At 69.3% G+C, this 13501-nt stretch carries 2 protein-coding genes (1 of these 2 cut by a window edge); both read left to right on the plus strand.

Going from position 1 to position 13501, the window contains the following annotated elements; genetic code table 11:
- A protein-coding gene (locus VF106_RS23345; protein WP_330841933.1) for a non-ribosomal peptide synthase/polyketide synthase crosses the window boundary here: on the plus strand, nucleotides 1-12250 show its 3' portion. The gene continues 7418 nt to the left of window position 1, outside the view; 12250 of the gene's 19668 nt are visible here — the last part of the coding sequence; its start codon lies beyond the left edge, outside the window; the stop codon is at nucleotides 12248-12250.
- A complete protein-coding gene (locus VF106_RS23350; RefSeq protein ID WP_330841934.1) occupies nucleotides 12247-13500 on the plus strand; it encodes an MFS transporter in 1254 nt (417 codons plus the stop codon). The genes VF106_RS23345 and VF106_RS23350 overlap by 4 nt, the downstream gene beginning before the upstream one ends.
- Nucleotide 13501 lies beyond the last annotated feature (1 nt).

Consider the following 13501-nt stretch of genomic DNA (forward strand, 5'->3'; position numbering starts at 1 on the left):
AGTCGCGGACATCTGGGCCGACGTGCTGGGTGTCGAGCGGGTCGGCATGGCGGACAACTTCTTCGAGCTCGGCGGTGACTCGATCCTGAGCATCCGGGTCGCCTCCCGGCTACGCGCGGCCTTCGGCACCGAGGTGTCGCCGCGTGCGCTGTTCTCCTCGCCGACACCCGCCGCGCTGGCCGCCGACCTACCGGCGGACCCCGGGGGACATGTCGCGCCGACGATTCCGGCAGTGCCCCGCGACCAGCATCTTCCACTGTCGTTCGCGCAGCAACGGTTGTGGTTCCTCAACGAGTTCGAACCGGACAGTGCCCAGTACATCACCGTGTTCGCTGTGCGTCTGCGTGGCGAGCTGTCCGTCGACGCCCTCAGCCGCGCGCTCAGCGCGCTCGTCGCCAGGCACGAGTCACTACGCACCACCTTCGTGTCGGTCGACGGCCGGCCGCGGCAGCTCGTACATCCGCCGTACGAGCTGGCCGTGGCCGTGTTCGACGCAACGGGGGAGGAGCAGCTCCGCGGGATGGTCCAGGACGACACCACCCGCCCGTTCGACCTCGGGCACGGCCCGCTGGTCCGCGTCATGGTGGCCCGGGTGGCGGCGGACGAGCACGTACTCGTCCTGTCCATGCACCACATCATCACCGACGGCTGGTCGATGGGCGTGCTGGCCGAAGAGCTGAGCGCGCTGTACAACGGCTCCGGCGAGCTGCCGGCGCTGCCGATCCAGTACGCGGACTTCGCCGTGTGGCAACGGGAACGCCTGGCCGACGACTCGATGCGTGAGCAGATCGAGTACTGGCGCCGCCAGCTCGACGGGGTTGCCGCCCTAGAGCTGTTGACCGACCGCCCCCGGCCGCCGGTCCAGACCACGGGCGGCGCCTCGCGTGAGTTCACCGTCCCCGCGGAGGTGACGGCCGGACTCCGGGAGTTGGGACGCCAGAAGGACACGACGCTGTTCATGACGCTGGTGGCCGCCTGCCAGCTGTTGCTGCAACGCCTGTCCGGTCAGGACGACATCGCCGTCGGCACCGTGACCTCCGGTCGTGAGCAGCCGGAGGTGGAGCGGCTGGTCGGCATTTTCGTCAACACGCTCGTGCTGCGGTCGCACATCGACGGCCGGCGTGGTTTCCGCGAGTTCCTCGCGGAGGTTCGTGGGACCGTGCTGGACGCCTTCGCCAACCAGGACCTTCCCTTCGAACGGGTGGTGGACGAACTTCGCCCTGACCGCGACACGAGCCGTTCGCCGCTGTTCCAGGCCATGGTCACGTTGCAGAACGCGGGCAACCGGCTGCCCGCGCTGAACGGTCTCGCCATCAGTGAGTACGCACTGCCGATCACAGCGGCCGCCTTCGACCTCGGCTTCGAGTTCGAGGAACACGACGGCGGTCTGCGCGGAGTGGTCGACTACAACACCGACCTGTTCGACGCGTCCACGATCGACCGGCTGGTCGGTCACCTCGGCGTGTTGTTCGAGGCCGTCGTGGCCGATCCCGACTGGCCCGTGGCACAGCTCGACCTGCTGGCGGACGAGGAGCAACAGCAGCTCCTGTTCGCCTGGAACGACACCGATGTCGACGTGCCAGAGACGACGTTCCCCGAGCTGTTCGAGGCACAGGCCGCACGGACCCCCGACGCCACCGCGTTGGTGTTCCAGGACACGGCGTTGAGCTTCGCCGAGCTGAACGCCCGCGCGAACCGGTTGGCCCGGCACCTGATCGACAACGGTGCGGTCGCCGAGCGGTTCGTGGCCGTGGCACTGCCCCGCTCGGCCGAGCTGGTCGTGGCGATCCTCGCCGTGCTCAAGACGGGAGCGGCCTACCTGCCGCTCGATCCCGAGCTGCCACCGGACCGGATCGACTTCGTGCTGCGCGACGCACGGCCGGTCCTGGTCATCGACGCGACCACGCCCCCGGCGCTCGACGGCTCCGAAGCCGACCTGACCGACCGCCCGCTGGCGGCCGACAACGCCGCGTACGCCATCTACACCTCGGGTTCCACCGGGCTGCCGAAGGGTGTGGTCGTCGACCATCGGGCCCTGACACACCTGTGCCACGACCACCGCGCCGAGTTCGGCGTGGCCGAGGGGACGGACCGGTTGCGCGTGGCCCTGACCTCGGCGTTCTCGTTCGACGCGTCGTGGGACGGCCTGCTGATGATGGCCGACGGCCACGAGCTGCACCTGATCGACGACGTCCTGCGGCTGGACCCCGAGGCGCTGGTGGACTACCTCGCCGGCCGGCGGATCGACGTCGTCGACTCGACCCCTTCCCATGTCCAGCAACTACTCCTGGCCGGCCTCCTCACGGGCGAGCGCCATCAGCCATCGATCCTCATGCTGGGCGGAGAGGCTGTCGACCACGTTTTGTGGCGTGAGCTGTCGGCCCTCGACGGCACGGTTTGCTACAACTACTACGGGCCGACCGAGACCACCGTCGACGTGGTGTGGACGCGGCTCGACGCCCACCCGAGTCCCATGATCGGCCGGCCGGGCCACAACGTGCGGGCCTACGTGCTCGACGAGACTCTCTGCCTGGTGCCGACCGGCGTGGCAGGCCAACTGCACCTCGCGGGCAGCCGGCTCGCCCGCGGCTACCTGAACCGGCCGGGCCTGACCGCGCAGCGCTTCCCCGCCAACCCGTTCGGCCCGCCCGGCAGCCGCCTGTACGGCACCGGTGACCGGGTGCGCTGGACGGCCGACGGGTCACTGGAGTACCTGGGTCGCGTCGACGAGCAGGTCAAGATCCGCGGCTACCGCATCGAACCCGGAGAAGTCGAAGCTGCCCTGCGTGGGAACCCGGAGGTCGCCGAGGCCGTCGTCGTCGCCCGCACGGACGACGGGCGCCTGCGGCTGGTGGCCTACCTGGTGCCCAGCGGTGACACAGCACCTGGCACGTTGGGACTGCGTGCCTGGCTGAAGCAGAGCCTCCCGGACTACATGGTCCCGTCGGCGTTCGTCGTGCTCGACCGGCTGCCCATGGCCTCCAGCGGCAAGGTCGACCGGCGTGCACTGCCCGCTCCCGTGCTCGGCCAGGAGCCGGGAGAGAGCGGGCGGGCCCCGCGAACGGCGGTCGAGCAGCAGCTGGCCGACATCTGGGCACAGGCGCTCGGCGTCGAGAGAGTGGGCACGGAGGACAACTTCTTCGCCCTCGGCGGCGACTCGATCCTGAGCATCCAGGTCGTGTCCCGTGCCAGGCAGGCGGGTATGCGGCTCACCTCGAAGGACATCTTCCGGCACCAGACCGTCGCCGAACTGGCGGTCGTCGTGGCGGGTTCGGCGCCCGAAGAGGCCGTGCCCGACCTGGTCACCGGCCCGGCACCCACCACCCCGATCCAGCGCTGGTTCCTGGAGACCGAACAGGACGATCCCCACCACTTCACCATGTCGACGCTCGCCGAGTTGCCCAGCGACCTCGACGTGGACGCGCTGTCGTCGGCGGTGGACGCGCTCGTGGCGCACCACGACGCACTACGCACCCGGTTCACCTGGACCGACGGGCACTGGCAGCAGGAACCCGAACCGGCCGAGCACATTTCCCTGACGCGGCACCACGATCTGTCCGCAGCGGCCATGAACGAGGCCGCGACCGCCGCCCAGTCCACTCTGGACATCTGCCGTGGGCCGCTCGTCGCTGCGGTGTTGTTCACCTTCGGCGACGGACGAGCACCTCAGCTCTTCCTGACCGTTCATCACCTCGTCGTGGACGGCGTCTCGTGGCGCATCCTGCTCGGTGACCTCGAGGTCGCCTACCACCAGGCGAAGGCAGGTCACCCGATCGACCTCGGCCCGAAGACGAGTTCCTACGGGCGGTGGGCGCGGCAGCTGACCGACCACGTGCTGGCGGGCGGCCTCGATGACGACCTGGCGCACTGGGTCGGGACCGACGCGTCACCCGGGCTGCCGGTGGACCGGCACGGGACCAACACGGTCGGCTCCACCCGCACGATCTCGACGCGGCTCGACCGGGACACCACCGACGCCCTGCTGCGCAAGGTTCCCGAGGTGTATCGCACGCAGGTCAACGATGTGCTGATGAGCGCCATCGGCCGGGTGCTGACGCGGTGGACCGGTCGTGACCGGGTCCTGGTGGCCATGGAGGGGCACGGCCGCGAGGAGATCCTCGACCAGATCGACCTGTCGCGGACCGTTGGCTGGTTCACCGCCGAGTTCCCGGTCGCCCTGGCGATGCCCGACACGGGGAACTGGGGCGAGGTCCTCAAGTCCGTCAAGGAGCAACTGCGCGCCGTCCCCACCAAAGGGCTCAGCTACGGCGCACTGCGCTACCTGAGCACCGCCAGCCCGCTGCGTGCCGACCGGTCGCCGGAGATCTCCGTCAACTACCACGGCCAGTGGAACGCCACGGCGGACGCCCACGGGTTCTACCGGTCCTGGGGCACCGGCCTCGGCCAGGACGCGGCCGCTGACATGGTCCGCACCTACCTGGTCGACGTGATCGGCGTCGTCGAGGACGGCGAGCTGGAGCTGGGCTGGACGTACTCCACCGCCGTGCACGACGAGAACACCGTGCTGCGACTGGCGGAACAGGTCATGGCGGCGCTGCGGGAGATCGTCGAGCACTGCGCCTCACCGGAAGCGGGTGGGCGCACCCCGTCTGACTTCCCGCTCGCCGCGCTGACCCAGTCCGACGTGGACGAACTGGTCGGGGACGGCCGTTCGGTCGAGGACATCTACCCGTTGACGCCACTCCAGGCCGGCATGCTGTTCCACACACTGGTCGACACCGAGTCGGACGCCTACTTCGAGCAGATCCACGTCCGGCTGTCCGGCGTGTCCGATCCGGACGAACTGGGTGCGGCGTGGCAACGGGTGGTGAACAGGACCCCGGCCCTACGCACCAGACTGGTGTGGGCAGGCGTCGACGAGCCCGTGCAGGTCGTCGACCGGGACGTCGTGTTGCCCGTCGTCCAGCAGGACTGGCGGGGCCGGTCCGGATTCGACCTGGACGGCCTGTTGGCGTCGGATCGTGCCGACAGGTTCGATCTCGCCACCGGACCGCTGACCAGGGTGACGATCGTCGCGCTGTCTGACGACGAGGTGCTGCTGGTGTGGACCTCGCACCACGTCCTGCTCGACGGGTGGAGCGCCGCGCAGGTGTTTTCGGAGGTCTGCGAGGAGTACGCGGCGGCCGTCGAGGGCAGCCGACCCGAGCTACCCGCTCGCCGGCCGTTCCGCGACTACCTGAGCTGGCTGTCCGACCAGGACGCGGGACAGGCGCAGGAGTACTGGCGGCGAGTGCTGTCCGGCTTCGAGGCTCCGACGTCGCTGCCCTACGACCGGCAGCCCGTGGCTGCCCACCGAACGCAGTCATCCGAGTCGATCCGGGTCGAACTCCCGTCCGCAGGGACCAGCCGGCTACAGGAGACCGCCAAACGCAACGCGCTCACCGTCAACACGATCATCCAAGGCGCGTGGGCGCTGCTGCTGTCCCGCTACAGCGGCGAACGGGACGTCCTGTTCGGCACCACGGTCTCGGGCCGGCCGCCCGAACTGCCCGGCGTCGAGTCGATGCTCGGCATGTTCATCAACACCGTGCCGACCCGCGTGCTGATCGACAGTGGCTCGACCGCGAACCGATGGTTGCGTGAGCTGCAGGCCGGGCAGAGCGAGGCACGGAACTACGACTTCACATCCCTGGGGCACTTGCAGGCGTGGAGCGACGTGCCCGCCGGGCAGAACCTGTTCGACAGCATGGTCGTGTTCGAGAACTATCCGATCACCGAACCCGCGACGGCGGGGGCACCGTCGGTGCTCGAGGTGGGATCGTCGGACGCGACGAACTTCCCGCTCTGCCTGCGTGCTTCCCTCGGCGACCGGCTCGCCCTCGACCTCGCCTACGACCCGAGCCTGTTCGACGTCCACACTGTCCGCACGATGGCCGATCGGCTGCGCATCCTGCTCGACGGCATCGCCACCGATCCGGACCGCCCGGTGCTCCTGCTGCCGTGGATGACCGACAACGAGCGTGTCGAGGTCGTCGCGGAATACCAGGGCGGCTGGCGTCGCGTGCCCGCGGCGACTGTTCCCGAGCTGTTCCGGGACCAGGCAGTTCGCACGCCGGACGCCCCAGCGGTCAGCCAAGGGACAACCACCCTGACCTACGCGGAGCTGGACGCACGCTCGAACCACGTGGCGAACCGGCTGGTGGCGGCCGGTGTCCGGCCAGAGGACCGGGTCGGCCTGCTTGCCGAGCCCTCGATCGACCACTGCGTGGCGGAACTGGCGGTGCTGAAGGCCGGCGGTGCCTACGTGCCGCTCGACATCCGCGCGCCACGGCCACGAATGCGCTCGATGCTGGCGGAGGCCGCCGCGTCGGTGCTCGTCACCGGCCCGGCCTGGCTGGCAGTGGCCGAGGATGTCCACGATGGACAGATCGTGCTGGTTGACACCGCCGAGTCGGCAACCGGTCCGGACGTCGTCGTGCACCAGGACAACCTGGCCTACGTCATGTACACCTCGGGATCGACCGGAACGCCGAAGGGCGTGGCGGTACGCCATCGGGACGTGGTGGCGCTGGCCTTCGACGGCCGATTCCTGGGTGGCGCTCACGAGCGGGTGCTCGCCCATTCGCCGCTGGCGTTCGACGCCTCGACCTACGAGCTGTGGGTGCCGTTGCTGGGTGGCGGTCAGGTCGTGCTGGCGTCCACCCCTGACCTGACCGTCGAGTCGTTGAGCCAGGCCATCTCCGAGCATGAGGTGACCGGACTGTGGCTGACGTCCGGCTTGTTCCGGCTGGTCGCTCAGGACGCGCCGGGCTGTTTGGCCGGCGTCCGCGAGGTGTGGACCGGCGGCGACGTGGTCCCGGCGGCGGCGGTGCGCCGCGTCATGGAAGCCTGCCCCGGCCTGGTCGTGGTCGACGGCTACGGCCCCACCGAGACCACCACGTTCGCCACCTCCCATCGGATAACCGGGCCGGTGGCCGAGCCCGTGCCCATCGGGCGTCCGCTGAACAACATGCGCTGCTATGTGCTCGACAACGACCTGCGGCCGGTGCCGCGAGGAGTGCCGGGAGAGCTGTACATCGCCGGTCTCGGACTGGCGCGTGGCTACCTGAACCGCCCCGGCCTGACCGCGGCGCGGTTCGTGGCCGATCCCTTCGGTCCGGCCGGTGAGCGGATGTACCGGACCGGGGACGTCGTCCGGCGGTACGCGAACGGCGCACTCGCCTTCCTCGGACGGTCCGACGAGCAGGTCAAGCTGCGCGGGTTCCGGGTGGAACTCGGTGAGGTGGAGGCCGTGCTGACCGGTCACCCCGGCGTGGACGAGGCGGTGGCGGTCGTCGGCGAGGGCAGACTGATCGCCTACGTCGTACCGGCGACCGTTGACCTCGCGGAGGTACGGGTACACGCCGAGGCCGCGCTGCCCGAGTACATGGTGCCGTCACTGATCATGGTCCTCGACCGGCTCCCGTTGAGCCGCAACGGAAAACTGGACCGGCAGGCGCTCCCGGAACCCGGCGCTCCCGCCACAGACGACTATGTGGCGCCGCGCACCGAACTCGAACGAACCGTCGCCGCGATCTGGGCGCAACTGCTCGGGGTAGCGCGGGTCGGCGTCGACGACAACTTCTTCGCACTCGGCGGCGACTCGATCCTGAGCATCCGCCTCGTGTCGAGGCTGCTCGCCGACCTCCGGGTGAACGTGTCCCCGCGGGCCGTGTTCACCAACCCGACGGTCGCCGGCCTGGCCGCCGCGATCGGCGCGGACCACACCGACGACCGGATTCCCGTGCTGCCCAGGGACGGGGTCGCGGCCGCGCAGTCGTTCGCCCAGCAGCGGCTGTGGTTCCTCGACGACTTCGAGCCCGGTGGCCTGGACTACGTCACCTTCACCGCCGTGCATCTGGTGGGGGAGTTGGACGTCGACGCGCTGTCCGAGGCGTTCACGGCACTGGTCGAGCGGCACGAGTCGCTCCGCACGACCTTCGACTCGGTCGAGGGTCGTGGTGTCCAGATCGTGCACCCGGCCGAGGACGTCGAGGTTCCGGTTGTCGACCTGGCCAGGTTGTCTCGCCCGCGCACCATCCCCGAGCTCGCACAGCTACTGGATCAGGAAGGCCGGCGCCCGTTCGACCTGCGCCGTGGTCCGCTGATGAGGCCAGGACTGGTCAGGCTGGCGCCCGACGAGCACGTCCTGACCCTGGCCATGCACCACATCATCACCGACGGCTGGTCGAACGGGGTGATCGCCGGCGAGCTGAGCGTGCTGTACGGGGCCGCCCTGCGTGGCGAGCGTGCGGACCTGCCGCCGCTTCCGCTGCGGTACGCGGACTATGCCGTCTGGCAGCGAGAACACCTGTCGGCGACCGTGCTCGACGAGCAGCTGTCCTACTGGCGCGGGCAACTCGCCGACGTACCACCCCTGGAACTGCCGACGGACCGTCCGAGGCCGCCGGTGCACTCGACGAGCGGCGCGGTGTGCGAGACCGTGATCCCCGCACCGGTCACCACCAGGCTCAGAGAACTGAGCAGGGAACGGAAGGGCACTCTCTTCACGACGCTGGTCGCGGCCTGTCAGGTCCTGTTCGGACGCCTGTCCGGGCAGGACGACGTGGCCGTCGGCACCGTGGCCTCCGGCCGTGAGCGCGCCGAGCTGGCCGGCCTCGTCGGGTTCTTCGTCAACACGCTGGTGCTGCGCTCCCACGTCCGCGGTGATCTCCCGTTCACCGAGTTCCTCGACGTGGTGCGCGGCACCGTCCAGGACGCCTTCGACCGCCAGGACCTGCCGTTCGAACGGGTCGTGGACGCCGTCCAACCCGACCGCGACACCAGCCGCACACCGTTGTTCCAGGTCATGGTCGTGCTGCAGAACACGCCGCGGGAGCCGGCGCGGCTACCCGGTCTCGAGGTCGAGGAGATGCCGCTGGCGGTGACGACGGCCAGCTTCGACGTCACGGTCGAGTTCCAGGAGGCCGACGGCGAACTGCTGGTCGCGTTGACCTACAACACGGATCTGTTCGACGCCACCTCGATCGACCGGCTGGCCGAGCAGTTGCGGGTACTGCTCGGCGACATCGCGGAGGACCCGGAGCAGCCAGTGTCCCGGCTGACGCTGCTGGCCGACGCAGAACGCAGGCGGCTGCTGGTCGACTGGAACGACACCGACCGGGAGGTGCCCGGTGGCATGCTGCCGGAGCTGTTCGAGGCCCAGGTGTGGCGTGATCCGGACGCCCCGGCGGTGTTCTCACGCCCGGCCACCGGCGTGGACGAGCTGGTGCGCTTCGTCGAGCTCAACTCGCGCGCCAACCGGTTGGCCAGGTTGCTGGTCGACCGGGGAGTCGGCCCTGAGCAGATCGTCGCGCTCGTCCTGCCACGGTCGGTGGACATCATCGTCGCGCAGCTGGCGGTACTGAAGGCGGGGGCGGCGTTCCTGCCGGTGGATCCGGTCTACCCGGCGGAGCGGATCGGCTTCATGCTGGCCGACGCCCGACCCGCGCTGGTACTCACTCGCCGCGACATGGTCGAGAACCTGACCGACACCTCGGACATCACCGTGCTGGTGCTCGACGAACCCGACTTCATGTCCGAAATGGACAGCATGCGGGCCGACAACCTGACCGACACCGACCGGATCTCACCACTCCTGCTGGACCACCCGGCGTACGTGATCTACACCTCCGGATCGACGGGACGACCGAAAGGAGTGGTGGTCTCGCACACCGGACTGGCGAGCCTCACCACGGCCGTCATCGAGCATTTCGACGTCCGCCCAGGCGATCGCGTTCTGGAGTACGCCTCGCCGAGCTTCGACGTCTCGGTGTGGGAACTGTGCATGTCGCTGCCGGCCGGCGCGGCGCTGGTCGTGCCACCGTCCGGTCCGTTGTTGGGTGAACAGCTCGCCGAGCTGCTGGCTGACCGCGGGGTGACACATGCGGAGATCCCGCCCGCCGCGCTGGCCACCATGCCGACGACACCACTGCCGGACTTCCGCACCCTCGTCGTGGGTGGCGACGTCTGCTCCGCCGACCTCGCGGCCCGCTGGGCGCCCAGCCGGCGGATGATCAACAGCTACGGGCCGACTGAGTCCACCGTGACGGCGACCTGGAGCGGGCCGTTGACGGGAAAGGGAAATCCACCCATCGGCCGGCCGATCTGGAACACCCGTGTGTACGTGGTCGACGCCGAGCTGCGGCCGGTGCCTGTCGGTGTTCCCGGTGAGCTGTACATCGCCGGCAAGGGCCTGGCGCGCGGTTACCTGAACCGGCCAGGGCTGACCGCGGACCGGTTCGTGGCCAACCCCTTCGGACCTGCCGGGTCGCGCGTCTACCGCACCGGCGACGTCGTCAAATGGACCACGGCCGGTGAGCTGGAGTTCATCGGGCGGACGGACGACCAGGTGCAGATCCGCGGCTTCCGCATCGAGCTGGGTGAGGTCGAGGCGGCGCTGCTACGGCACCCCGACGTCGGCGAGGCCGTCGCGGTCGTGCGGGCCAACCGCATGGCCGCCTACGTGGTGCCGGTGCCGGGTACGGCCGCACCCGACACACCTGCCCTGCGTGCGTTCCTGAGCCGGACGTTACCCGACTACATGGTGCCCGCCGCGTTCATGTCGTTGGACACGCTTCCGCTGAGCACGACCGGCAAGGTCGACCGGGACAAGCTGCTCCCGATGACCGCCGCTCCCGAACTGGCATCGTCCTATGTGGAACCAAGCAGCCCGGCCGAGCGTGCGCTCGCCCAGATCTGGGCAGACGTGCTCGGGTTGGCGCGGGTCGGGGTGCGTGACAACTTCTTCGACCTGGGCGGCGACTCGATTCTCAGCATGCAGGTCGTCTCCCGCGCCAGGCAGGCGGGTTTCGGGCTGACGTCGAAGGATCTCTTCCTGCACCAGACCATCGACGTGCTCGCCCCCGAGATCACCGGCGCGGAGGCGGTACAGAGGCAAACCGGACCGGTCGTCGGTGCGGTGCCGCTCACGCCGATCCAGCACTGGTTCTTCCAGACCCACACGGTCAACCCGCACCACTTCAACCAGTCGATGCTGTTGGAGCTGACGGCCGACCTGGACGAGAAGGCGTTCGAGCTGGCGCTGGCGGCGTTGTGGGAGCACCACGACGCACTTCGGATGCGGTTCGAGCGCGTCGAGGACCAATGGCGGCAACACAACCACGCCCCCGAGCCGGCCAGGTTGCTCCAGCGGCACGAGATGTCCGATGTGGATACTGACGGGCACATGGCCGCGATGGAGGAGGTGGCCGACGAGGTCCACGCGAGCTTCGACCTCGGACACGGCCCGCTGCTGAAGGCGGTCCTGTTCACGATGGGTGCGGACCGGAAGACGTATCTCCTCCTCGCCGCACACCATGTGGTGGTCGACGGAGTGTCCTGGCGCATCCTGCTCGACGACCTCGACGTGGCCTACCAGCAGGCAGTTCGGGGCGGACCCGTCGATCTCGGCGGGAAGACGACGTCGTTCCTGGACTGGGCCAACCGGCTCGGTGAGCACGTGGCGGCCGGCGGCCTCGACCACGAGCTCGACCACTGGGCCGGCTCGTTGGACGTGTGGGACCTACCGGTGGACCGCACGTCGCGGCAGTCCGAGTCGCCTGCCGACATGGTGTCGGTCGTGCTGAACGCCGAGGACACCGACACGTTGCTGCGCTCGGCGCCGACCGTGTACCGCACGCAGGTCAACGAAGTCCTGCTCAGCGCCTTCGCGTGGGCGTTGTCGAGGTGGACCCACCACGGCAGCGTGTCGATCGACCTCGAGGGCCACGGCCGGGAGGACATCCTCGACGACGTCGACCTGACCCGCACCGTCGGCTGGTTCACCACCGTCTTCCCGATCGTGCTCACCGTCCCGGACGGGGACGAGCCGCGCTGGCGGGAGCTGATCAGGTCGGTCCGCAAGCAGATGCGCGGCATTCCCGGCAAGGGGTTCGGCTTCTCCGCCCTGCGCTACCTCGGTTCACCGGCGACACGCGAACGGCTGTCCGGCAGTGGTGTCTTCGGAGGTCCGCAGATCTCGTTCAACTACCTTGGTCAATGGGACGGAACCGCGTCGGAGACCGGGGACGGGCTCTATCAGACGTCGTACTCCTCGCTGGGACAGGACCACGACGCGAGGGAACGCAACGGCCACCTGGTCGACGTCGTGGGTGCCGTTCAGGATGGCGAGCTGTCGTTCTCCTGGCTCTACCGGCCAGACCTGCACGATCAGTCCACTGTGGAACGAGTCGCGGCTGACTTCGCCGATGCTCTCAGAGGCATCGCGCTGGACTGCAGGGTCCGATGAGCGTCCCGCTTTCCCGAAACCGTGACTACCGCCTGCTGTGGGTCAGCCAGGCGTTGTCGGGGGCCGGTTTCAACGCCTCGATGATCGCTTTCCCGCTGCTGGTGCTCGCGGTCACCGGCTCGCCCGCGATGACCGGGCTGGTGCTGGGGGTGGGGGCGATCGCACAGGTCGTCGTCGGCCTGCCGGGCGGTGCGCTGGTCGATCGCTGGAACCGCAAGAGGATGATGCTGGTCGCCGAAGGAGCGCAGGCACTCGCCGTCGCCAGCCTCGTCCTCGCGTTGTGGCTGGACATCGTGGGCGTGCCGCACATGGTGGCGGTCGCGGCGGCGATGGGTGTGTGCAACGCCCTGTTCGGGCCGGCCGAGGACGCGGCGCTGGCCCGCATCGTGCCGCCCGGCCAGCTGTCGACGGCGGTGGCGATGAACTCCGCCCGCGGCTCCGTGGGACAACTGTCGGGCACGACGGTTGGCGGCTTCCTGTTCGCGATCGGAAGACTGGTGCCGTTCGCGTTCAACGTGGTCACCCACACGTTGTCGTTCGTGGCACTGTTGTTCGTCCGCGTGCCGCACACTCCCGTGGCGCGGCAACCGGGACACCACCTGGGCAAGGAGATGGTCGAGGGTCTGCGCTGGGTATGGCGGCAGCGCCACGTGCGGGTCACGGCGATGTGCGCGGTGAGCCTGAACTTCTTCTTCAGCGCCTACTACGTCGTCATCATCGTCCTGGCCACGGAACGGGGGGTGTCGTCGGGCGAGATCGGCGTCATGGTCGCGATGCTCGGGGTGGGCGGCATTGTCGGCGCCCTGCTCGCGCCCTACCTCCACCGCGGGATCACCCCGTACGTGTCGGTCATCGGGGTGTTCTGGGGACTGGCGGCACTGATCCCCGTGGCGGTGGCCATCGACAGCGGCTACGTGATGGGCGGGCTGTTCTTCCTGATGGCGTTGCTGCCGCCAACGGCCAACACGACGATCAGCACCTACCAGCTGCTGCTCACACCGGACGGGCTGCGCGGCCGGCTGACCGGGGTGATGGGGATGGTCTCGGGCGTGTCCGCGGCGGCCGGCCCGGTGTTCGGTGGCCTGCTGGTGCAGGAGGTGTCCGGCACCGGCGCGGTCCTCCTGATCGCCGCGGCCATCGCGGTGATCGCGGTGATCGCTACCTGTAGTCCCACCATGCGCACGTTCCCCCGCGACGAGAGCGTCGCGATAGACAGATCCGAACCGCAGACGACGAAAGGACGGCAGTGAC

The organism is Actinophytocola sp., from assembly GCF_036378875.1.
Taxonomy (GTDB): Bacteria; Actinomycetota; Actinomycetes; order Mycobacteriales; family Pseudonocardiaceae; genus Actinophytocola.